Origin of the sequence: Pseudofrankia saprophytica, assembly GCF_000235425.2 — a bacterium.
In the GTDB taxonomy this organism is placed as follows: Bacteria; Actinomycetota; Actinomycetes; order Frankiales; family Frankiaceae; genus Pseudofrankia; species Pseudofrankia saprophytica.
This window is the reverse complement of record NZ_KI912267.1, coordinates 1,313,559-1,334,997: the sequence shown is the minus strand read 5'-3', so window position 1 is coordinate 1,334,997 and position 21,439 is coordinate 1,313,559. Positions and strand designations below refer to the sequence as shown.

Sequence of the window (21,439 nt, the reverse complement as noted above, 5' to 3'; positions counted from 1 at the left end):
CCGTGCGAATGGTGTTGGAGTCGCCGCGGGTCGACAGGGAAGGTCCGATGAAGCGGCAGCGCCCTGGGCCGGAGAGGACTGGGCATTGGTCGTCGGGTCCGGGTCGGACCTGGCGGAGCTATATGACCAGATCGTTCGGCTTCCGGCAGGGCTGGAGTTCGTCGAAGCCTTCGGCGACGTCGACCTGGTCCTCGTCTACCGGCCCGGAAACGCGACGCCGTCACGCGGGGACCTGCTGAACTCCCTGGTGGAGCAGGTTGTCGAGCACGGCGGGATGCTCGTCGGGCCGGTTAGCCCAGACGGGTTGTCCGCTGGTGAGCGGTACACCACGGCGTCCGAACGGGCGGCGTTTGCGGCCGGGCAGGCGGATGCGCTCCGCGCGTTGCGGCGCGCGCTGACCGGGACCATTTCACGGCCGCCGAGCAGCCGATCAGCGCTTGTGACGTCGTAGAACATCATCACTGTTGGACGGCTGACGGGCCGGACCTGCCGGGACTCGCTTCCCGCTGGGTCCGGCCCTCGTCGTTACCAGCCGGCAGCAACGATCTTCGCACTCCGCGGTGGGCGGTCAGCGTGAAGCCGGGCTCAGGTGGCGGGCGATCTGCTCGACCTGAGCCTCGATGCGCCGTAGAACGGCCAGGATCTCGTCCTGGGCGTCGGGGGAGACGCTGCCGGGCGTGTCGGGGGCGCTGGGCAGGGGCTCGCCGAGCAGGACACGGCGCAGGTAGTCCGTCGGCCAGCCCAGCGCGCGGCACACCGCCGCCAACGTGGCGTCCTGGACGCGGCGACCGCCCGCCCCATGCTGCAAGACGCGCAGCGTCGCGACCGACACTCCAGCGAGTTCCGCGAGCTCCTGCTGACCGACGCGGCGGACGGCCATCCTCGCGTTGAGGGTGGCGGCGACGGCTCGCCAGTCCTCGCGCGGTGGAACCCGTCGCCTGTCATCGTTTGCCACGAAGCAAACATATCGCTTCGGATGGATTTCGGGAACGGCACGACAGTACCAACCGCATTCCATCTAAAGGCGCTATCCAACCATTGGATATCCGCTCGACGAGCGCTCGGCGAGCGGCGCATCGTGGGGACGTCCCGATACGCCCGGATCGGCCGGGCGGGGGCGATTCCCATGGAGGTGTGGCGCGGTGGCGATTCCTCGCAGGATTCCGGTGGCGTTTGGGGACGTGTTCCCGAACGGTGCGTACGTGCTGGGTGTGGAGGCGTCGAACGACTTCGAGAAGATGCGGGCCGGTGCGCCGGATCCGCAGGAGCTCGACAAGGAGACCGGCGTTCGGCTCTGGGCGGTGCGGGTCATGGATGCGGATCCGACGGCGCGGTCGGCGGAGCTGAAGGTGAAGATCGCGGCGGAGGTGGCGCCGGTGCCGCCGGACCCGATCCCGGGTACACCGTTCCGGCCGGTAGAGCTGGTGGGGCTACTGGTGATTCCGTGGGTGGACACGAACGGGTCGCGTCCGCGGCAGATGTTCGCGCTGCGGGCCTCGGGTCTGCGGCCGGCGACTCCGCTGCCGGCTCGCCGTTCCCAGGGAGCGGCGGCGTGAACAGCAAGCGCCCGTCGCCGACGCGGCTGTCGGCGCATCTGGCGGTCTGCGCCGGGGCATCGGTCTCGCTCTACACCTATGACGAGCGGTCGCCGATCCTGAGTCTCTCGACCGGGGACGTCACGGTCACGATCGCGTTGTCGCCGCACGACCTGGACCCGACCGCGCTGCGATTCGCCCGGGACCTGGCGGACGCGGTGGCCCGCTTCGCCGAGAACTGCCAGCACTTCACCGCGCACTCGGACACCGACGGCGACGAGACCTCCAGCCTGACGATTCCGCCGGTTTCGCGCGCGGCCTGATAGTCGCGCTTTCTCGCAGGATTCCCGGGGCGTCGGTTTTCTAGCCGCCGGCGTTCCGGGGCCTGCTGTCTTTCTTTCACGTTTCCTTGCCCTGGCTTTGCCCTGCCGTGAAACGGGTGGTATTCGTCATGCCCAGAATCAACGGGGACCGCCGCATCCCGTCCCTACCTGCGCGCCACGACAAGATTCGCGTGCCGTTGTGGGCGGTGCTCGCCGGTCTGGTCGCTCGGTTGTGTGGCCGGTTCGTGTTGCTGCTCGTGCGGCACCCGTCCACCGTCGCCGTGCTGGTCCTTCTGACCGGCTTCTACCGGAGCACGGGTCTGCTCGGCCTCGGCGTGCTGGCCGGCGCGGTGGTGCTGGTCGCCGTGGTCTGGCGGCTGGTGCATCGGTGCTCGTTCGACCGGGCGGCCCGGTGGACCTGGGGCCGGATCCGGCTCGTTGCTGTCTACCGCCGCAGGTGGCGGGCGGCGACGGTGCATTGCGGCCTGGCGATTCAGATCCCCGCGTCGAACGCGGAGCGGGTGACATTCGACGAGTATTTCCCGCGTATCCGCGGCTTCCGCGCCTCGGCCGCGGTGGAGTCGCTGCGGGTGGAGCTGCTGCCCGGGCAGACTCCCGACGTCTGGGCGGAGCAGGCCGAGGCGCTGCGGCACATCTACCGGGCGCGGGCGTGCCGGGTTCGTGCGGAGCGGGTCGGGTTCGTCTGGGTCGACTTCTACCGCCGCGACCCGCTGGACACCGTCGTGCCCCCGGCGCCGCTCGACGGGCCGAACGCTCCGGGCGATCTCGAGAACCTGCCCCTCGGCCGTCGCGAGGATGGCGCGCCGTGGCTGCTGCCGCTACGCGGGTCGCACGTCCTGGTCGCCGGTGCCACCGGAGCGGGCAAGGGCTCGGTGTTGTGGTCGCTGATCCGCGCCCTGGGTCCGGCCGTCTCCGCCGGACTCGCGGAACTGTGGGTGTGTGATCCCAAGGGTGGGATGGAGATGGCGTCCGGGGCGGCGATGTTCGCCCGGTTCGCCTACGACCTGCCCTCCATCGCCGATCTCCTCGACGACGCGGTAGCCCGCATGCAGTCCCGCGCCGACGGGCTGCGGGGTGTGTCCCGGCTCCATGTGCCGACCGTGGGCGACCCGCTGATCGTGGTCGTCGTCGACGAGATCGCCGCACTCACCGCCTACGTGACCGACCGCGATCTGAAGAAGCGGCTGTCGGCGTCGCTACCGCTGCTGCTGTCGCAGGGGCGGGCGCCGGGCGTGGTCGTGGTGGCCGCGGTCCAGGACCCGCGCAAGGAGACGCTGCCGTTCCGGGACCTGTTCCCGGTTCGGGTCGCGCTGCGCCTGGTCGAAGCCGAGCAGGTCGACCTCGTCCTCGGCGCCGGTGCGCATGAGAAGGGCGCCCGCTGCGAGGACATCCCCGTCGACCTCCAGGGCACGGGCTACGTCGCCAAGGACGGCGGCGCCGAACCGGTCCGGGTCCGGGCGTCCTTCCCGGACGACGGTGAGATCCGGCGGACGGTCGACCGCTACCGCGTCCCGGTCACGGGCTGGACACCAGAACTGCTGGAACTGCCGGCGGTGCCGCCGCGTCCGCAGCTATCGGCGCCCGCTGTCTGGCCGGACGTGGTGGAGATTCTTCGGGCCCGTGGCTTTGGGGATGTCCTCGGCCTCGACCCTCCGGTCCGGCGGCGGCGGCTCTCGTGGTCACGGCCCAAGACGCGCGGCCGGCGCTCCGCTCCCCGCGGTCGGGCGGACGGCTGGGTTCCTGACCTGACCGAGTACGGCGACCCGTGGACCGATCGGTGAACGCCGTGGACCAGGACGACGCCGAGCTCGGCCCGGTCGATCCGGCGGACGAGGAGCCGCGGCCTGGCTCCCGGCTGGCCCGGATGCGCCAGCCACTCGCCCGTCACGTCGTCGAAGCGGTCGCTGTCGAAGAGGGCGTCTGCGTGCGGCCGGTGGCGCTGCGCCGCGTCGACCTCGACACCGGCGAGACCACCATCGTCCCCGCCCCCTGCGGCGCCACCCTGGCGTCCAAATGCCCGCCGTGTGCCGAGCGGGCGCGGCGGCTGCGGATGGCGCAGTGCAAGGCCGGATGGCACCTCGACGACGAACCGCTGCCCGACCCTGACCCGCCGTCGGACGAAGCCAAGGACCTCGGCCGGTTCCGCGCCGACCTCGAAGCCCTCCGCAAAGAATCCGAACAGGCCGGCGACGCGGCCAATGTCGCTGACATCGACGGGGTGATCGGCCATGTCGACGAAGCCCTCGCCGAACTCGGCGTCCGCGGCAAGGCTGCGCCGGACAACCGGGAACGGCCACGGCGGACCCGCTCGACCCGGCGGCGGCAGGATGCCGCGGACCTGCCCCGGCTGCCCGTCGACAAGCGCACCGTCGGCCGGACGTACAGCGCGCCGGACGGCACGGCCTGGCGGCCGTCGATGTTCCTGACCTTGACCTGCGACACCTACGGCAGGGTCCTGACCGACGGAACGCCTGTCGATCCGGACTCGTATGACTACCGGCGAGCGGCGCGGGACGCGATCCACTTCCCGAAGCTCATCGACCGGTTCTGGCAGAACCTGCGCCGCGCCGTCGGCTGGGACGTCCAGTACTTCGCAGTCCTGGAACCACAGCGCCGGCTCGCCCCGCATCTTCATGCCGCGTTCCGCGGAACCGTTTCCCGCGTCGTCCTGCGCCAGGTCGCGACCGCGACTTACCACCAGGTGTGGTGGCCGGCTACCGACGCGCCCATCTACGCGCCAGACGGTCCCGGGTTGCCGACGTGGGACGAGCAGGCCGGCAGCTACGTCGATCCGGTCACCGGGGCGGAGCTGGTCTCGTGGGATGACGCGCTCGACGCGATCGGCCCGGACGACGAACCAGCGCACGTTGTCCGGTTCGGGCCACAGATCCGCGCGGACGGCGTCACCGCCAACGGCGAGACCGCCGGGAAGTTGATCGGCTATCTGACCAAGTACCTGACCAAGTCGCTCGATGGCTGCCACGCGGTCGAGACAGACCGACAGCGCGCCCACGTCGACCGGCTGGCGGCGGCGCTGCGCTATGAACCGTGCTCCCCTACCTGCGCGAACTGGCTCCTACACGGGATCGCCCCGAAGAACGCCCGACCCGGCCTCGCTCCCGGACGGTGCAAGGGCAAGACCCACCGACGCGAAACCCTCGGCTTCGGCGGCCGACGCGTCCTGGTCTCGCGGAAGTGGTCCGGCAAGACCCTTGGCGACCACAAAGCCGACCGCCTCGACTTCGTACGCGCCCAACTCGAAGCCCTCGGCCACCGACCCGACGACGGCAGCCCGGCCGAGCAGACGGTCACTAACTCGGCGAACGCGCCACGGCTGGCCTGGGAACTCGTCCGACCCGGCGACCAGGACGCGCCACGCCGCGAACATCTGATCCTGCACGCGATCGCCAACCGACAGCGCTGGCGCACGCAATTGGCGAACCCCTCGACGACCGGTCCGCCCGACGGCACCCGGCCCGCGGTGGCCTGACCGCCGCCCGACTCCGATCTCGTGACCAAGGGGTACGCCGTGTCTAAGAGCCTGTCCTGAATCTTGAAGGGCTATCAGCTCGCCGTGTTCGGTTGCTCGCGGGCCGTCCAGCGTTCGACGGGCTTGCCGCGGACGAGGCGGCGGGCCATGGTGCGGATCATGGCCCAGCGGATGAAGGCGACCGAGCTTGCCGGGTCTCGTTCGTAGTCGCGGGCGAGGCGGCGGTGCGCGGTGAGCCAGGCCAGGGTGCGCTCGACGACCCATCGTTTCGGGAGGGCGGTGAAGCCTTTCTGTCCGTCTTTCTTGCGGACGACCTCGACGGTGGTCTTGAGAATGTCGGTGGCCCAGGTGACGAACTTGCCGGCGAAGCCGCCGTCGGCGAACAGGTGCCGACACGTCGGGGTGGTGAAGTAGTGGTCGAGCAGGAGTTGGCGAGCGCCGTCGCGGTCCTGGCGGCTGGCGGGCAGCACGAGTACCCCCAGCAGCAGGCCCAACGTGTCGACGACGATGAACCGCTTGCGGCCGTTGACCTTCTTGCCCGCGTCGTAGCCACGGCTGGGGTGGGTGACGGTCTGGGCGCCCTTCACGGACTGGGAGTCGATCACCCCGGCGGTCGGCCGCGGCCGGCGGCCCTCGGCCTGGCGCAACTGGTCGCGCAGCCCGTCGTGGACCCGGATGACGACGCCCTTGCGTTTCCACCGGTCGAAGAAGCCGTAGACCGTCTTCCAGGGTGGGAAGTCCGCCGGCAGCGCCCGCCACACGATCCCGTTGTGGGCCACGTACAGGATCGCGTCCACGATGTCGCGCCGGTCATGGCTCTCGGGCCGGCCGTCCTTCGGAACCGGCGGCAACAGCGGCGCCACGTACGCCCACTCCTCATCCGACATATCCGAGGGATAGCGGCGAGATCGTCCCATGTCCCGACCGTGACCAGCCCGTCCCAGCCGTTCACGCCACCACACCGCGAAGATCGGGAACGGGCCACGGCCAGCCCACAACATCAAGATTCAGGACAGGCTCTAAGCTCCTGCTGACTCCGGCTGAGGCGGCCGAACTACTCGGCCTCGGCCGCTCCACCGTCTACGAACTCCTCGCGTCCGGCGAACTCGAATCGATCTGCATCGGCAGGGCTCGACGCATTCCACGCGACGCCTTGGACAGCTACGTCGCCCGGCTCCGCGGCCTCGGCGGAGAAGCAGCGTGATCGTGCTGGCTGAGCGGCGGACCGCAAGGACCGATTCGGGAACGCTCAGCTCATCGGGTCGTAGTCGCCGGCTAGCCATCGAAGGAAGCGTCGGGGGTGATCCAGATAGGTCCGGACGGTGTTGGGCGCCTTCCCGCTGGACACGAGTAGTCGTTCGTATCGGTCAAGCGCCTGGCGTAGATCGTCTAGGCTCCACTCTTCCGCCTTGCCTTGGTCTCTGGACGGCCGAGGCGCTTTACGAGCGGCGTGCCACCGATCTACGTCGTCGGCATTCCACACCTTCCCCATGCTCAGCACGGCCACGGGTTCGGGAAAGGTCGAGTCGTCGCGCAGGATCTGGTGGACCCGCGACGGGCTCACGTCGAGGAGATGCGCGATCTCCGCCGCACCCATGAGCTTGATCGTCGACATGGGCTGCATCATAGCTTGACGAGCCAGTAGCTAATGCCTACTGTAGCCGTTAGCGGTCCCGACGGGTGCTGGAACACCCGCCGAGACCTAGACCCCACCCCTTGCATCCACAAGGAGCGAAGCCCTATGCCCATTTTCTCTTCCGGCGGCTTCGGCGCGTGGCGCACCCCCGGTGACGACTCGCCGCTCGTCTCGACGCAGGCGACCGACACCGGCCACGAGCTGACGATCCGCCCCGGCGCCGACATCGGCGACCTGGTCGCGATCCTCGCGGACCTCCCACCGGACGCCTTCTTCACCGAGCACTTCGGCGACATCGACGTGGTCTTGGTCTTCCGGCGCGTGCCGGGCGCTTCGGCCCTCGTCCCCGCAGACGCGATGCCCTCGACGGACCCGGCGGCGGCGGGCGTCTCCCGCCCGTAGCGGCACCCCTGCCTGCACCACCCCCATTTTTTTCCGCTCTCTGGCGGCTTCCAAAGCTGTCGGGGTGTCGGACGGGTCCAGGGTCGGCCGAAGGCCGATCGCGCAGCGACGCGCAGCGCCCTGGACGCGGCCGGCGCCCCGACAGATCCTCCCTCCGCCCAGAGAACGGAATGCCCACCGACGCCCGGCAGCGACACCCGCGCCCGGCGCTCAGGTCCGTTCTTTCCGGCAAGGAGCTTCGAATCGTCATGCCCGAAAACAGGCCCGACCCGTTCGCCAACGACTCAGTGGACTACCGCCCCACGGCGGCAGAGCTGACCAGAGCGCGCGCCGAAGTGGCCCACTACCCGCTCGACGCCCGGTACTCCTACGCCTGCGGCGCTCTGCGGTTCGTCGCGGAGGAAATCGTCGCCGGACGCACGGACCAATTCACCATCGCGGCCGCCCGGTACGCACTCGCCCTGGCCGAGGTGGCCCGCGAATCCTCCAACGACCGGCAGGAGGTGGCCTGATGGCTGCGCGCAAGGGACGCCGCGGCGCTGGCGAGGGAGCAATCTACAAGTCGCCGGATGGCCGTTGGCGCGCGTCGGTCGACCTGGGCTGGAGGGACGGCAAGCGCCAACGCAAGTACCTGTCCGGCCGGACCCGCGCCGAGGTGGCCGAGAAGCTTCGGAAGCTACGTCGGCAGCAGGAGGACGGTGTCGTCGTCGCGGTGACGACCGGTAAGAAGCCGCCGACGGTCGGCCAGTGGGTGACGTTCTGGGTCGAGCACATCGCCCCGGCGCGGGTTCGGCCGTCGACGCTCGATGGGTACCGGAGCAAGGTCAACCATCGGATCATTCCGGCGTTGGGCGGCTACAAGCTCGAAGCGCTTCAGCCTGAGAACGTCGAGACCTGGCGGGATGAGCTGCTCGCCGAGGGCCTTGCCCCGGCGACCGTTCGGCAGTGCTTCCGTATTCTGAGCCGCGCACTCAAGGTCGCTGTGCAACGCGGAAAGGTCGCTCGCAACGTCTGCGCGTTGGTGGACGCGCCGGCCGTGCAACGCGATGAAATCCGACCGCTGACGGCCCAGCAGGCCCGGCAGATCCTCAAGGTCGCGGCCGACGACGTCAATCCGGCGCGATGGTCGGTCGCGCTCTCGCTGGGCTTGCGGCAGGGCGAAGCGCTCGGCTTGGCCTGGGACGCGGTCGACCTCGTCCGAGGAACCATCGCGGTCCGCCAAGCCCTCCAGCGCCGGCCCTGGCAGCACGGATGCGGCGACACGCCGTGCGGCAAGAAGCGCGCGGGAAGCTGCCCGTCCCGTGTCGGCGGTGGCGGCCTGGTCCTCGTCGCACCCAAGAGCCGCGCCGGGCGGCGCACGATCACCCTCCCGAGGCCGCTCGTCCGGGCGCTGCGCGACCAGCGCGACCGACAGAGGAAAGCGGCGGAGCACGCTCGCGACCTCTGGAAGAACGAATGGAACCTTGTCTTCACCCAGCCAAACGGCTGTCCCCTGGACCCTGCTCGCGACTGGGCCACCTGGAAGCGCCTTCTCGAACAGGCAGGCGTCCCGCACGCCCGGCTTCACGACGCCCGGCACACCGCGGCCACGCTGCTCCTGGCCCAGGGGACCCCGGCCCGCGTCGCCATGGAGATCCTCGGCCACTCGCAGATCAGCCTGACCCTCGACACCTACAGCCACGTCATCCCAGAGATGCAACGGGACGCCGCCGACGGCATCGGCTCGGTCCTCTGGGACCCAGAGGACGACGGCCAGACCTCCGACTAGGCAAATATGGCGGCGGTCGAGATGACTCCTGAAAGGGTCGCGACAACCGTCATCCAGAAGGTAAGGGTGCTTTGCATGTCTTCTTCAAGTCTGACAACCACGATGCCGCGCTGGTGAGCAGTCAGAACGGTTCCGTCGGGACTGGTCGAGCCACGTGTTGAAGGTGATGCGGAGTTCTCAGCGTCGGCCGGGACTGGCTGGTGAGGATGCCATCCGAAGCGAGCGAAGAATTTCGCCCAGACATGGCCTCCGCCGGGCGCCTGGGAGCATCCAAATAGTACGCCGACCGTCCGGTTACGGCACGGGGTGCCGCGCTGGGTTGTCACGCCGCAAGTAGAAGGCGCCTTGACGGCGAGCAGCCAACACGGGATCGCGATCGAGACTGACAGAGCGAACCAGAGCTGATGCCAGTCGAATGAGATCAGAGAAGCCACAAGTAGCGCAATCGCGCCGAGTTCGACCACGAGCAGAGAGAGCGCGACGTTGCGCTTGGCCATCCCGGTTCTCCATACCTATCGAGTTGTGATGTTGCGTCACCGTAGCAGTGGGATTGTTTCTCTACGGGGTGGGGTGTGATGGTCAAGTGGGAATCACGCCTGGTCGGAGTGCTGGAGGCGGACTGAAGGTTGCGTGCGTCCAGCAGATGTGACGAACGCGACACGAACTGGAGGGGGTGGCCGCGTTGGCGGCGATCCGAGCCTGAAGCCTTCGCGACCCGAACGGAACGTGTGGCTGCCAGCGTGGCTGCCAGAAATGATCAAAGGTCGCCGCCCCTGATCGACTTGGGAGCAGCGACCTGCGAAAACTACACAGAGTGAGTGTGGGGCGGGTGGGGCTCGAACCCACGACCGGAGGATTATGAGTCCCCTGCTCTGACCGGCTGAGCTACCGCCCCAGGCTGACGTAGCGTACCGACTACAGCCGTGTCGTGTCGTACCGGCTGGTCAGCGATCCTGCGCGGGGAGTACCGCTGGCTGGGTGGGACGCTGAGCACTGGTTCGTGTCGTTGCTCGCCGCACCTAGGGCTTCGCGGACCCGTGTCTGCGCCCGTGCCGGCGGAGATCCACCGGTTCGTGGAATTTGCCGGGTCCGTCAGCCGCGGTGACTCGCCTGGACGAGTTCGGGGTGCGCCCGGCCGACTCGCTGGCGTCGACGGGCCAGGAGGGCGTCCGCCAGCGCGTCCGCGCGTTCCATGTCGTCGAGGGTGGCTCGGGATCGCCCGTCGACGGCCATGATGGCGGCAAGCAGCTCCGCCGATAGTCTTGTCCGCGCCGCCATCCGGGCCACACTCGGTGGCAGGTCGGTCGACGGCCTGGCCGCGAGGGGCCTGGGGGCGGTGTTGATCTGCGACGGGACCCGGGGGGCGGGCGTGACCCGGCCTTCGTGGGCGATGCGAGTGCGTGACCGGACCCCGAGGAGATCGAACATACATTCGATCCTGGCGGTGGCAGATCATGCTGTCAAGTGACGCGGACGACAGGCGACGATCTGTCTTGGGAGCCGGATCTCGGCGCATCGCCGCCGACCTGGCCAGATCGCTTCCGCCCAGGTCGGCGGCTATGCCGGCGCCCTGCGGCCGGCACCGAGAGTCTGGCCGGCACCGGCAGTGCCCGATGGTGACCCGGCTCGGGAGCCACACGAGTGCCTGCTGCTCAAACCGGGCTCGGCTGCCAGAGGCCGTGCGGCGGCATCCCGCTTCCGAGCGGCCGGATTCGCCGCCGGGCCGCCGGGCCGTCGGGCCGCCGCCCCGCCGGGCCGGGCATCAGGATCGCCGTGATCATCGTTCGAGAATGCTCCCGCGGCGCGCGCTGGTAGCTCGCCCAGACCGGCCACCGTCTGCCGCGCGGCTCTCGCACCGAAATCCGTGTGCGGATGGTTGGCGGGTTCTGACAGAGTCGGGCCGCATGACGGTTTTCGAGGGGTTCGAGCTCGACGACGACCTGGGCCGGGTCGACCGCGACGCTGTCTGGGCGTTTCTGTCGACGAGCGCCTACTGGGGTCGGTGGCGGCGACGCGCGGATGTCGACGCCCAGCTCGACGGTGCCTGGCGGGTCGTCGGCGTCTACGAGACGAGCACGGGGGAGCTGGTGGGCTTCGCGCGGGCCCTTTCGGACGGCGTCGCGCTCGCCTATCTCGCGGACGTGTTCATCGTCGAACGGGTGCGTGGGAGGGGGCTGGGCAAGGCGCTGGTGACGGCGATGATCGACGAAGGCCCCGGCGTGAACTTCCGATGGATGCTGCACACCGCGGACGCGCACGGGCTGTACAAGCAGCACGGCTTCGGCGCACCTGACGAAACGTACTTGGAGCGAAGGGCGCGGACCTAGCTCGGGTCGAGGCCTTGGCGCGAGCCGGGGAACGATCGTCGCCGAAGATCAAGGCTGGCGCCTGCCTCGCGCGGACCCGCCGGGCACCGGTGCCGAGGGTGCTCGAGGGTGCCCGAGGGCGGTCCGAGGACGGTCCGACCGATCACCTCCTACCTGGTTCCTCTTACCCGGTTCCTCCGACCTACCTGGTTCCTCCGACCGGCTCGGGTACTCCCAGCCTGGGTGGGTCGCGGCCCACGCATCCGGTCCGGGCACCACGGTCCAGCTCGGGCTGGAAAAACTAGACGACGTCTGACTTTGTCGACTACCGTGACCACCATCACGTGATGTTGGACGCGCTGAGAGGATGTGATCGCCTTGTCGCGGTCGATCGAGTTTCCGGTCTTCGACGCGGACAACCACATGTACGAGACCACCGACGCGTTCACGAAGTACCTGCCGGCGGAGTACGACGGGCTCGTGAAGTACGTCCAGGTGGGCAACCGGACGAAGATCGCCCTCCGTGGGCAGATCAGTGAGTACATCCCGAACCCGACGTTCAACGTCGTCGCGCCGCCGGGAGCTCAGGAGCTCGAGTTCCGGCTGAAGAACCCGTCGTCGAAGACCAAGGCCGGTGACATCCAGGTCGCCCCGCCGCCGCGCTACGTGCCGTCGATCCCGGCGTACTTCAACCCGGCGGACCGGCTCGAGCTCATGAACGAGCTGAGCATCGACCGGGCGATGATGTGGCCGACGCTGGCGAGCCTGCTCGAGGAGCGCCTCGCGGACGACCCGGAGGCCACGGTCATCGTGGTCCGCGCGCTCAACCGGTGGATGCACGAGCACTGGACGTTCAACTACGAGAACCGGATCTTCCCGACGCCCGTCATCACGCTGCCGATCCTGGACGAGGCGCTGCGCGAGTTGGACTGGGTGATCGAGCACGGGGCCCGCGCCATCCTGGTCCGACCGGCGCCCGTGCCCGGCTACGGCGGGCAGCGCCGCTCGTTCGCGCTGCCCGAGTTCGACCCGTTCTGGAAGCGGGTCGAGGAGGCCGGCATCGTCGTCGGCATGCACGCCTCGGACGACGGCTTCCAGCGTTATCTGAACGACTGGGAGGGCGCGTCCGCCGAGTTCCTGCCGTTCAAGTCCAGGCGGACCGCATTCGCCGAGCTGGTGATGAGCGAGCACCGCGTCATCAAGGACGTCATCGCCTCGATCCTCGGACACGGCCTGGCCACTCGGTTCCCGGGGCTGCGCTTCCTGCCGGTCGAGAACGGCAGCTCCTGGGTCCGCCCGCTGGTGACGCAGCTGGAGAAGCTCTACGAGCGCACCCCGGACCTGTTCGACGAAGACCCGATGGTCGCCTGGCACCGCTGCGTCTACGTCCACCCGTTCCACGAGGAGGACGTGGTCGGCCTGGTCAAGGTGCTCGGCGCGGACAACGTGTTGTTCGGCTCCGACTATCCGCACCCGGAGGGCTTGTTCGACCCGGTGACGTTCATCGACGAGCTTGACAGTCTGACCGTCGACGAGCAGCGCAAGATCATGGGCGGCAACCTCGGCGCGCTGATGGGAGTCGACCCGCTCGCGAAGGTCCTGTAGAGCGGACGCGCGCCGTCACCGCCGCGCGCCAGCGCGCCGTCACCGCCGCTCGTTCCCCGGCGGGCCATCCCGAGTGGCTCGCCGGGCGGCCGGGGCAGAGCGGGCTGGCGTTCAAAGGTCCGTGACCCTGGCCGGGGCGCCGTCGAGCAGGTCGGTGAAGCCGCCAGGTGCGTAGGGGCCGACGACGAGTTGCTCGAGCACGCCGAGACCGGTGCGCTCGCCCCACGTCGCACGCATGACCTGCTGGATGTGGACGGTGTCGAAGGCGAGCGTGTCGAGGTCGGCGGCCTTGTGCGCCTCTCCGCCGACGGCCAGCTCGCCGTGCCATTTCCCATGTCCCCAGGTGGGGTGCAGGTAGCCGACTCCCTTCATTCGGAATGTGCGGATCGGTTCCAGCTCGACGGTGTCGCCTGGGGCTTCCGCGGTGTCACCCGGGGCAAGGAGAATCGTGGCTCCTTCCGATCGGCGCAGGCCGGGTGCCCATCGCACGTCGTGCCGGGCGCCGCTGAGCGTGCGAATGCCGGTGTCGGCGCCGAACACCGCTGCATGGTTGCCGATGACCGGCAGGATCGCCGCGGTCTGGGACCACGGCACCCCGAGCGCGTCCTCGAACCGCAGGTAGTGCAGACCGACGTCGGCGAAGTTCAGCGGTGCCCAGAGGAAGAAGATCTGCGGCAGGACCTTGCGCGGCGCCCCCGGCGTCGGGTCGCCTACGCCGCGCATTCCCCAGGAACGATCCTTGGTGCCGTAGGTGGGCGTCGACAGCGGGATGTCGTGGCCGCCGGCGGAGAGCGTGCCGGCCCAGGTGACGAGCTGGGTGGCGCGGGTGACGTCCATGGTCAGCTGGGTGCCGGCGTGCCGGGTCTGGCGCGGCTCCTCGTACGCGGGAGTGCGGGCCGTCGCGGTCAGGTCCGCGACGAGGCCGTGCTCCGGCGCGTCGACGACGACGCGGTTGATCCGCATCGGCTCGACGATCTCGATCGTGATCGGGCCTATTTTCGTCTGCGTGCGGTCGAGCGGGACGCGCCCGGAGGCGAACACCGAGCGCTGCACGCCGTCGGCCACGACGCTGAACGCGGCGTCGATGATGCCCCGGTTCGGGTATAAGCCCATCGCGACCGCGAAGTACATGTTCTCGTCGTAGCCGTTGAACCAGAACCGGTCGTACTGGTCGGGGTGGCCGTCGCCGGCGTGCGCGAGCGGCAGCGCGGTCTGGTGGACCGGGTAGTCGTCAAAAGGAATGAGCACCGCGGGTTCCTCTCAGCGTCGGGAAGCGGGAGCGCCCGTGCCGGCACGAGCGGCCACCGAGCGGCCACCGAGCGGCCACCGCGCGGCGGCCGCCACGGCACCGGCATCGGCACCGGCAGAGAACGAGCCGGACGAGGCGGGACGGTGGCACATGTGGCTACCGGACGACAACCGGAAGCTGTTCGCCCGGTCGCGCCGGAAGCTTCCGCCCGCTGCTCGCGGCGGAGGCTGACCTGGTGCTCCAGATGAACCGGGCTGGTCACTCATTGCCCGCGGCCGGTTCATGTATCAGCTGGCCGCACCATTGGCCCGACCCCTTGGAGTCCCTGACGACGTCGAAGCCGTCGGCGGTGGCGTTGGCGCGGACGAAGGCGTAGCAGGTGTTGGGCTTGCCGCGATTTTGGGACAGGTTGATGGTGCCGGGGACGAGGCCGCCTGCGTCGTAGTCGGTGACCTTCCGCAGGTTGGTGATGAAGGCCTGGCGGGTGGGGCAGGGGCCGGCGGCCTCGAGCCCGCGCAGGAAGAGGTCCGCGCTGATGTAGGAGGCGACCGCGACCTCCTGGTCGGGTGCGTCCAGCTCGGGGGCGAACTCGGCCATCGCCTCCTGGTAACGGCGAATGGCCGGCGACTGGGACTCGAACGGGGTGTAGTTGAGCCAGATCGTCAAGCCGGCGATGGCCGGCCCCTGCTCGCGCAGCAGGTCCGGGTTGTAGCCGGTCGGGCTTAACACGGCCTTCGGGTTGCCGCCTTCGGCACGCACCGCCGCCAGCGTCTCGGCGATGCTGCTCATCGCCACGGTGCCGACGATGACGTCCGCCTGGCTGGCGATGATCTCGTCGGCCGCCCACGACGCGCTGCTCCAACCGGTCGTCAGACCGATTCGCCGGACGACATCGATGCCCTGGCTTTTCAGACTGGCCGTCAGCTGGTCCGCGATCTCGCCCGTGGGGCCGCCGACGGCGTCCTCGAGCACGACGGCCCTCGTGCCGCCCTGGGCCTTCGCGTACTGGCCGACGGTGGTGACCGCGGTCCCCTTGGCGAACAGGTAGGAGAACGAGAACATGTTGGCGTGATCGTTCCACAGTGACTCGGCGGTGAGACCGGTCACCGGCACGCCGTTGCGGTCCAGGTAGTCCGCGGACCCGGAGACGGCGGTACTCAGCTCGATGAGGCCGAAGACGTGGTCCTTTTCGACGAGGTCTTTGGCTGTCAGGCCGTTGGTGTCCGCCGCGCCGGCGTCGTCGCGCCAGACCAGGTCGACCCTGCGGCCGTTGATGCCGCCGGTCTGGTTGGCGAGGCCGATCCGGGCCTCGACGCCGCTGCGCGCCGGTGTGAACGCCTCGGAGAGGATTCCCGTGTTCGGGTACATCAGTCCTACCTTGATGGCGCCGGGGGATACCCCAGGCGCGTCGCAACCCGCGTTGGCGGTCCGCTCGGTTTTCTCCGTCCCGATGGCGCAACTGGTGAGCGTCACGAGAGCCAGTACGAGGGACAGCACGTCACGATGCCGCCGTCGGCGCGCCGTCCGCGGCAAGGACCGGCGATTCCTCGAAATCGAAGGATGATCGGCGGAGCGTAGCTCGCCTAACGCTTCCGGCCGTCGGTATGAGTTACCTCTGTCGCGCCCCACGTGCATGCGTCACTCCCAGGTGGCGTCCCGCCGGATCCCGGCGGGCGGCCCGGACTTTTCCCGATCGGGCAGTGCTCAGGTCGAGAGGGCGGTGACGTGCCCGGCACCCGACCCTCGGTCGCGGCCGGCCCATGGGCCGGCCGGACAGGGCGGGGCGAGCGGAGAGACGGGCGCGGGCATGGTGCCCGCCGTGCTCGTCTCCGCATCGCCCCGCCCCGCCACCTCAGGTCGTCATCAGGACGTCATCGCCGTGGCGCCGCCGCTGTGCGCGGCGACCAACCAACGGCCATGCGGGCGGCCTCCGACCGAAGAGCTACAGCCCGAGCGCCTGCTTGATCGCGTCGAAGATGAAGCCCTTGGTGAACATGTCGAAGGTCGGGGTCAGCTCGGCGTAGGCCTGTCCGGTGACGGACTGGCCGTTGATGGTGCCGGTGACGGCCGACGAGCCCTCCCAGTAGGAGCCGGTGGTCGCGTTCGCGATCCCCGGGACATACAGCTCCTGGTCGGCGAGCTGAGGCGTGATGGTCAGCGTGCCGCCGGGCACGTTGACCCGCCATTTCTGGTCGAAGACGTGCCCGCTGTGTGGGCTTGTCCAGGTGCCCAACGGCGTCTCGGTGACCAGCGACGGGTTGAGGTTGGTCGTGCTGCCATCAGCCTCGACCAGGGTGCCGACGGTCTGGACGATCTGCCCGCTCGCGTTCTTGATGTAATACAGCATGTACTGGGTGTTGTTCGACAGCTGGATGCTGAACCAGTCCCAGCCGCCGGTACCGGCGGCGAAGTGGCCCCACTGGTGGTCCTGCCAGGCGATACCGGTGACGTTCACCAGCAGGCCGTGGTCGAACAGCGTGCCCTTGGCCTTGAGGTTCGTCTGCGAGTAGTAATAGGACTCACCGAACGGGCCGTACGGGATGACGCCGGCGTTGCCGTGCAGGGCGGTCGGCGTCGACTGGGTCAGCGCGAGGTTGATACCCGAGTAGCTGAGGTCAGCGAACCCGCCGGTCAGGTGGTTGACCCGGTTCTTGCCGTCCATGTGGATCAGGCCGACGGTGTTGTTGAAGCCCCCACCGGGAGGTATGACGTCCGGCTGGAGGGAGAACATCGACATGTTCTGCTTGAACGTGCCGCGGGTGATGTCGCTGATCGCGAGCTGCCCGTCGTAGGCCGACGCCGCCGGCGCGGTCGCCAGCGCGTCCAAGCGGATGATCGTCTCTTCGAACCCGTACTCATGGTGCCCGCCGAAGACGTCGGTGCCCTGGAGGTGCCCGGTGAAGTACCACCATTCCATGGCGGAGTCCGGGTGCGCCGCCTCGTCGGCCGGCAGCGAGACCGGCGGCGTGGCGGCGGACACGCCCTGTGCGGGCAGGACGAGCAGGAGCGGCGCGAACAGTGCCCCGAGGAACACCGCTAAGCGTCTGTGTCGGCGTCGTTCGAAGGGTAAACGAGTGAGGGCGTGTTTCATTCTCTGCCTCCCTGGAATGGGTGAAGCGGGGGACGAGGAACATGGTGTCGTTCCTCGTCTGAAGGCCGGCTGAAAGCGAGTACCACCGTGGAGGGGGGCTGCCTCTTCCGTGTGGAACACGCATCCAGCCGGTTCCTCCGCGCAGCCGGCATCGACGGCACGGAAGCCTGGAATCTCGCGGCGGGCGGAATGCTCGCCGCGCCGGGTTACCTGTGGAATTTCGGCGTTTTGGTGCGCGGCGCGGCCCTGGGCGCCGGCGTCACCCGGCACCGTTCGGGGACATGAGCCGCCTTTTCTTCTGTTCCTCGCCGTGTCGGTGGAAAGGTCGTCGTCTGGTCAGGCGGCCCTGGGGAGGCCCCAGCGCCGGACTGGAGCGCGCCTCGAGGCCGAGCCCACCGCCGCCACCACGCGTCACCCTCCACCTCCCACCCTCGGCGCGGACGTGAGAACCAGGTCCCTGGCTCGGATGGGTCCGTGTGGCGAGCGTCTTGCGATGCCCGTCTGTGAGCCCTGTCCTCCGTCGCGTGGAAGAATAAGTGAGGATTGCCTCATGTTTCAAGCCCGTCATCGCTTCGACCGAGAGGACGCAGATGCCACGCGACGTCGGGGTGCGCGCGCAGGCGCGGCAGGCGCGCAGCGCCGCCACCCTCGAACGGATCCTCGAGGCCGCAGGCAGGCTGTTCGACGAGGTCGGCGTCGAGGCGGCGACCATGAACGCGATCGCCGAGCGGGCCGGAGTCTCGATCGGCTCGGTCTACCGGTTCTTCGCGAACAAGAGCGCCCTGACGGAGACCCTCACCGCCCGCTGGATCGACCGGATCCGCCACGCCGTCGAGCCCGCGCTGCTGACCGGGGACGCCACTGCGGGCGACAGCCCCGCGTCCAGCGCCCCGACACTCACGCCGCCAGGGCTGGCGGGAGTAGGAGGGCCGGCGATACCGGCAGCACTGGCGGCCCTACCGGAACCGGCGGCATCCGGGGCATCGGCGGTAGCGGTCGTGCTGGCGGTGCCTGCGGAGTCGGCGGTACCTGCGGAGTCGGCGGGAACGGAGGGCGTCGACACCGACCCGACGGCCGGCATCGACGAATCCATCGACCAGTTCGTCGGAACGCTGCGGCGGGTCCTCGTCGAGCTGCCGGGAGCCAGGGGTCTGCTCGCGACCACCCTGCGCGAGCCGCCCGGCGAGACCGGGCAGTGGATCGCCTACCTCGACCGTTACATCGCCCGACACGCGCCTGACCTGCCACCCGATCGCCGAGCCCACGCCGCCCGCACCTATCTGACGGTCACGGCCGCGCTCATCCTCGCCGCCGTCGACGCCGGGCCGGCGCTCGGCCGGTACCTCGACGACGTGCGCACGGTCCTCGCTGGCTACACCCGCGAACTCGCCCGAGCGTCGGCCGCCATCCGCGCGGCACGGGACGCGTCGACCCCGTGAGGGCGGTCGGATATATCTAGACATTAGCGGGCCCGCTGGCTAGCATCGCCGCAATGAGAAGCTCCCTGGGCCGCTGGTGAGGAGCCGATGATGGATGGCGGCGGCCCGGCCGGGCTCGTCGAGGGGGCGGACCGGTGGACGTTCGGCGTCGAGCCGCTGCCCGCGGCGGCCGACGCCGCGGCCCGGCTGCGTCGCGTCGCCGGCCTCGTCCTCGCGCTCGAGCGACCCGATCCCGCCCTCGACGAGCTCCTCGGCGCCCTGGACCGTGCGGAACGAGCACTGTCGCAGCGCGTGCCGGCGGACCCGGGGCCCAGAGTCGGTTCCGCGGCCGACGGCGACGGGCGGGCGTACGTCGACCATTCGCGGCACATCGGGGCGTTCAACCCCTGCTTCCCCGAATACACCATTGAGGTCGCCGGTGGTCGGGCGATTGGCACGGTGAACTTCCCGATCGTCTACGAGGGGCCGCCGGGCCTCGTCCACGGCGGATTCCTCGCGTTGTTCTTCGACGCGGCCATCCAGCACCACAACTGCGAGCTCGGCGAGGCGGGCAAGACGGCCAGCCTGGAGCTGCGCTACCGGCGGCCGACGCCGTTGCTCACCGATCTGAGCTTCGAGCTGACCCGCACGGTGGAGGGGACGCGTATCCATTCGACGGGCCAGATCCTCGCCGGGGACGTCGTGCTGTGCGACGCGCGGGTCGAGGCCGTCCGCGGCGAGCGCTCCCGGCTGCCGGTCGTGTCCACCCGCCGGGCGTCGTGACGACGGCGATCGACACACCTCGATCGACATACGGCGATCGAGGTGTGTCGATCGAGATAGGGCGAGGTAGGTCGAGGTATGCCACCGCCGGTGACCTCAAAGGTGGCACCGCTCACACCTCTGCTGGTTCAGTAGCAAATGGTTCAGTGACAGGACGAGCTTCTTAGGACCTTGCCGCTCGTGGGAGTGCCATGCAGATCGAACAGCAGGTCGAGCACCCGAAACGGTTCGCCGCGTCCGCGCCCGACCGGCCCGCGGTCATCGTCGGCGACACGACGATCACCTACGCGGAGCTGGACGCGCGGTCGAACCGGCTCGCGCACACCTTCCGGGCGGCGGGCCTGAAGGTCGGCGACAACGTCGCCGTGCTGATGGAGAACCGGGCCGAGTACTTCGAGGTCACCTGGGCCGGCCTGCGCGCCGGCCTGCTGGTCACCCCGATCAACTGGCATCTCTCGACCGCCGAGGCGGCGTACATCATCGCCGACTGCGGCGCCGCCGCCCTGGTGGTGTCCGCGGGCTGCGCCGACGTCGTGGCCGGGCTCGGCGAGGTGGCCCCGAAGCTCCGGCTGGTGGTCGGCGGGCAGATCGAGGGGTTCGAGCCCTACGAGCAGCTCGTTGCCGGCCTGCCGTCGTCGGCGCTCGACGACGAGGCCGAGGGCAACTGGATGTTCTACTCGTCGGGCACCACCGGCCGTCCCAAGGGCATCAGGCCGACCGAGGTCGGCGGCCCGGTCGGCCTGCCCACGGGATTCACCGCCATGGTCCGGCACCTGTTCGGCGGCGAGGAGTCCACCGTCTACTTCAGCCCGTCGCCGCTCTACCATGCGGCGCCATCGGGCTGGGCCGCCGCCATCCACCGGATCGGCGGCACGGTCGTCGTCACCCCGCGGTTCGAACCCGTCGAGTTCCTCGAGACGATCGAGCGCCACCGGGTCACCCTGACCCAGGTCGTCCCGACCCACCTCGTCCGGCTGTTGAAGCTCCCCGAACAGGAGCGGAACCGTTACGACCTGTCCAGCCTGAAGGTTCTCGTCCACGCCGCGGCGCCCTGCCCCGCCGAGATCAAGCGGGCCGCGCTCGACTGGCTCGGCCCGGTCGTCCACGAGTACTACGCCGGCAGCGAGGGCGTCGGCTTCTGCTACATCGGTCCCGAGGAATGGCTTGCCCACCCCGGCTCCGTCGGCCGCTCGATGCAGGGCGCGGTGCACATCGTCGACGAGCAGGGAGCTGAGGTTCCGCCAGGTACCGACGGACGGGTGTACTTCGAACCCGCCCGGCGCTTCGAGTACCACGGCGACCCGGAGAAGACCGCGACGGTGTTCGACCAGCGCGGCTGGGCCACCTACGGCGAGATCGGCCACGTCGACGCGGACGGCTACCTCTACCTCACCGACCGCGCGACGAACATGATCGTCTCGGGTGGCGTCAACATCTACCCGCGCGAGCTCGAGGACGTCCTGATCCAGCACCCCGACCTCGTGGACGTCACCGTGATCGGCGTTCCCGACCCGGACCTGGGTGAGTCCGTCCGTGCCGTGGTCCAGCCGGCGGTCTACCCGCCGGCGGACCCCGCGGCGCTGGAAGCGGAGATCATCGCCTTCTGCCGGGACCGCATCGCCCGCTTCAAGGCGCCCCGCTCGGTCCGCTTCGTCGCCGAGCTTCCTCGCCTGCCAACAGGCAAGATCGCCCGTCGGCTCCTCCCGCCCGAGGTCAGCACCTGATTGTGGCGTGACGCCCGGGCGCGCCGACAGCGGCGCCCGGGCGCCAAGCCGTCACGACGGCACGTGACGTCGCGTCGGTGGGCGCCGC

The 21,439-nt window shown here is 69.6% G+C and carries 23 protein-coding genes and 1 tRNA gene; 15 read left to right on the top strand and 9 right to left on the bottom strand.

Translation table 11 applies throughout. From position 1 onward, the window contains the following. The first annotated feature begins 85 nt into the window (after positions 1–85). Positions 86–451, top strand: coding sequence for a hypothetical protein (locus tag FRCN3DRAFT_RS48630; RefSeq protein ID WP_232794406.1), 366 nt, complete (start codon positions 86–88; stop codon positions 449–451). A 117-nt stretch (positions 452–568) separates the two neighbouring features. On the opposite strand, the gene FRCN3DRAFT_RS48625 is transcribed toward FRCN3DRAFT_RS48630, so the two are convergent. Then, positions 569–1,018 carry a helix-turn-helix domain-containing protein gene (locus tag FRCN3DRAFT_RS48625; RefSeq protein ID WP_007506789.1) on the bottom strand — a complete coding sequence of 150 codons (450 nt, stop codon included), beginning with the start codon at positions 1,016–1,018 and terminating at the stop codon, positions 569–571. 124 nt (positions 1,019–1,142) lie between these two features. Between FRCN3DRAFT_RS48625 and FRCN3DRAFT_RS0240100 the strand changes: the two genes are divergently transcribed. The 4 genes from FRCN3DRAFT_RS0240100 (at position 1,143) to FRCN3DRAFT_RS0240085 (ending at position 5,369) form a co-directional block, all read left to right on the top strand. Then, entirely contained in the window at positions 1,143–1,556 is a 414-nt protein-coding gene (locus FRCN3DRAFT_RS0240100) for a hypothetical protein (protein ID WP_007506788.1), read from the top strand. Then, positions 1,553–1,858, top strand: coding sequence for a hypothetical protein (locus FRCN3DRAFT_RS0240095; RefSeq protein ID WP_007506787.1), 306 nt, complete (start codon positions 1,553–1,555; stop codon positions 1,856–1,858). The genes FRCN3DRAFT_RS0240100 and FRCN3DRAFT_RS0240095 overlap by 4 nt, the downstream gene beginning before the upstream one ends. Before the next feature lie 128 nt (positions 1,859–1,986). Continuing rightward, entirely contained in the window at positions 1,987–3,660 is a 1,674-nt protein-coding gene (locus FRCN3DRAFT_RS0240090) for an FtsK/SpoIIIE domain-containing protein (RefSeq protein WP_007506785.1), read from the top strand. Continuing rightward, positions 3,657–5,369: a replication initiator gene (locus FRCN3DRAFT_RS0240085; protein WP_007506784.1), complete on the top strand. Its 1,713-nt coding sequence runs from the start codon at positions 3,657–3,659 to the stop codon at positions 5,367–5,369. The genes FRCN3DRAFT_RS0240090 and FRCN3DRAFT_RS0240085 overlap by 4 nt, the downstream gene beginning before the upstream one ends. A 74-nt stretch (positions 5,370–5,443) precedes the next feature. Here FRCN3DRAFT_RS0240085 and FRCN3DRAFT_RS0240080 read toward each other — a convergent pair whose 3' ends face one another. Continuing rightward, positions 5,444–6,286 carry an IS5 family transposase gene (locus FRCN3DRAFT_RS0240080; RefSeq protein WP_027140517.1) on the bottom strand — a complete coding sequence of 281 codons (843 nt, stop codon included), beginning with the start codon at positions 6,284–6,286 and terminating at the stop codon, positions 5,444–5,446. Between the two features lie 110 nt (positions 6,287–6,396). On the opposite strand from FRCN3DRAFT_RS0240080, the gene FRCN3DRAFT_RS52380 reads away from it, so the two are divergent. Then, a complete protein-coding gene (locus FRCN3DRAFT_RS52380) occupies positions 6,397–6,573 on the top strand; it encodes a helix-turn-helix domain-containing protein (protein ID WP_035931936.1) in 177 nt (58 codons plus the stop codon). Positions 6,574–6,618: 45 nt separating this feature from the next. On the opposite strand, the gene FRCN3DRAFT_RS0240075 is transcribed toward FRCN3DRAFT_RS52380, so the two are convergent. Continuing rightward, positions 6,619–6,984: a helix-turn-helix transcriptional regulator gene (locus FRCN3DRAFT_RS0240075; RefSeq protein WP_035931934.1), complete on the bottom strand. Its 366-nt coding sequence runs from the start codon at positions 6,982–6,984 to the stop codon at positions 6,619–6,621. A gap of 126 nt (positions 6,985–7,110) precedes the next feature. Here FRCN3DRAFT_RS0240075 and FRCN3DRAFT_RS0240070 point away from each other — a divergent pair, with 126 nt between their 5' ends. The 3 genes from FRCN3DRAFT_RS0240070 to FRCN3DRAFT_RS0240060 all read left to right on the top strand — a co-directional run bounded on the left by FRCN3DRAFT_RS0240070 (position 7,111) and on the right by FRCN3DRAFT_RS0240060 (position 9,175). Beyond that, a complete protein-coding gene (locus tag FRCN3DRAFT_RS0240070; RefSeq protein ID WP_007506781.1) occupies positions 7,111–7,407 on the top strand; it encodes a hypothetical protein in 297 nt (98 codons plus the stop codon). A gap of 248 nt (positions 7,408–7,655) precedes the next feature. Further along, positions 7,656–7,919 (top strand): hypothetical protein, encoded by a 264-nt coding sequence (locus tag FRCN3DRAFT_RS0240065; RefSeq protein WP_007506780.1) that lies wholly within the window; start codon positions 7,656–7,658, stop codon positions 7,917–7,919. After that, complete coding sequence (locus FRCN3DRAFT_RS0240060) at positions 7,919–9,175, top strand: tyrosine-type recombinase/integrase (RefSeq protein ID WP_007506779.1); 1,257 nt, start codon at positions 7,919–7,921, stop codon at positions 9,173–9,175. The genes FRCN3DRAFT_RS0240065 and FRCN3DRAFT_RS0240060 overlap by 1 nt, the downstream gene beginning before the upstream one ends. Here the strand turns inward: FRCN3DRAFT_RS0240060 and FRCN3DRAFT_RS54605 are convergent. From FRCN3DRAFT_RS54605 to FRCN3DRAFT_RS0240045, 3 genes are all read right to left on the bottom strand, one after another. Continuing rightward, positions 9,172–9,672: a hypothetical protein gene (locus FRCN3DRAFT_RS54605; RefSeq protein WP_007506778.1), complete on the bottom strand. Its 501-nt coding sequence runs from the start codon at positions 9,670–9,672 to the stop codon at positions 9,172–9,174. The two genes, FRCN3DRAFT_RS0240060 and FRCN3DRAFT_RS54605, sit on opposite strands and share 4 nt — an antisense overlap. A gap of 324 nt (positions 9,673–9,996) precedes the next feature. Beyond that, positions 9,997–10,070, bottom strand: a tRNA-Ile gene (locus FRCN3DRAFT_RS0240050). Between the two features lie 197 nt (positions 10,071–10,267). Beyond that, complete coding sequence (locus FRCN3DRAFT_RS0240045) at positions 10,268–10,603, bottom strand: hypothetical protein (protein WP_007506777.1); 336 nt, start codon at positions 10,601–10,603, stop codon at positions 10,268–10,270. Between the two features lie 476 nt (positions 10,604–11,079). Between FRCN3DRAFT_RS0240045 and FRCN3DRAFT_RS0240040 the strand changes: the two genes are divergently transcribed. Then, positions 11,080–11,502 (top strand): GNAT family N-acetyltransferase, encoded by a 423-nt coding sequence (locus tag FRCN3DRAFT_RS0240040; protein WP_007506776.1) that lies wholly within the window; start codon positions 11,080–11,082, stop codon positions 11,500–11,502. 357 nt (positions 11,503–11,859) lie between these two features. Next, a complete protein-coding gene (locus tag FRCN3DRAFT_RS0240035) occupies positions 11,860–13,086 on the top strand; it encodes an amidohydrolase family protein (protein ID WP_027141365.1) in 1,227 nt (408 codons plus the stop codon). Between the two features lie 111 nt (positions 13,087–13,197). On the opposite strand, the gene FRCN3DRAFT_RS0240030 is transcribed toward FRCN3DRAFT_RS0240035, so the two are convergent. The 3 genes from FRCN3DRAFT_RS0240030 to FRCN3DRAFT_RS0240020 all read right to left on the bottom strand — a co-directional run bounded on the left by FRCN3DRAFT_RS0240030 (position 13,198) and on the right by FRCN3DRAFT_RS0240020 (position 17,426). Further along, positions 13,198–14,334 (bottom strand): Rv3169 family protein, encoded by a 1,137-nt coding sequence (locus tag FRCN3DRAFT_RS0240030; protein WP_007506774.1) that lies wholly within the window; start codon positions 14,332–14,334, stop codon positions 13,198–13,200. A gap of 259 nt (positions 14,335–14,593) precedes the next feature. Continuing rightward, positions 14,594–15,808 carry an ABC transporter substrate-binding protein gene (locus tag FRCN3DRAFT_RS0240025; protein ID WP_425343361.1) on the bottom strand — a complete coding sequence of 405 codons (1,215 nt, stop codon included), beginning with the start codon at positions 15,806–15,808 and terminating at the stop codon, positions 14,594–14,596. A gap of 469 nt (positions 15,809–16,277) precedes the next feature. Beyond that, a complete protein-coding gene (locus tag FRCN3DRAFT_RS0240020) occupies positions 16,278–17,426 on the bottom strand; it encodes a lipocalin family protein (RefSeq protein WP_007506772.1) in 1,149 nt (382 codons plus the stop codon). A 111-nt stretch (positions 17,427–17,537) separates the two neighbouring features. Between FRCN3DRAFT_RS0240020 and FRCN3DRAFT_RS0240015 the strand changes: the two genes are divergently transcribed. From FRCN3DRAFT_RS0240015 to FRCN3DRAFT_RS0240000, 4 genes are all read left to right on the top strand, one after another. Further along, positions 17,538–17,711, top strand: a complete 174-nt coding sequence (locus FRCN3DRAFT_RS0240015; RefSeq protein WP_198536216.1) for a hypothetical protein — start codon at positions 17,538–17,540, stop codon at positions 17,709–17,711. Between the two features lie 305 nt (positions 17,712–18,016). Beyond that, positions 18,017–18,865, top strand: coding sequence for a TetR/AcrR family transcriptional regulator (locus FRCN3DRAFT_RS52370; protein WP_007506769.1), 849 nt, complete (start codon positions 18,017–18,019; stop codon positions 18,863–18,865). Between the two features lie 90 nt (positions 18,866–18,955). After that, positions 18,956–19,627: a PaaI family thioesterase gene (locus FRCN3DRAFT_RS0240005; RefSeq protein ID WP_007506768.1), complete on the top strand. Its 672-nt coding sequence runs from the start codon at positions 18,956–18,958 to the stop codon at positions 19,625–19,627. A 191-nt stretch (positions 19,628–19,818) separates the two neighbouring features. Then, positions 19,819–21,351 (top strand): acyl-CoA synthetase, encoded by a 1,533-nt coding sequence (locus tag FRCN3DRAFT_RS0240000; RefSeq protein WP_007506767.1) that lies wholly within the window; start codon positions 19,819–19,821, stop codon positions 21,349–21,351. Positions 21,352–21,439: the final 88 nt, after the last annotated feature.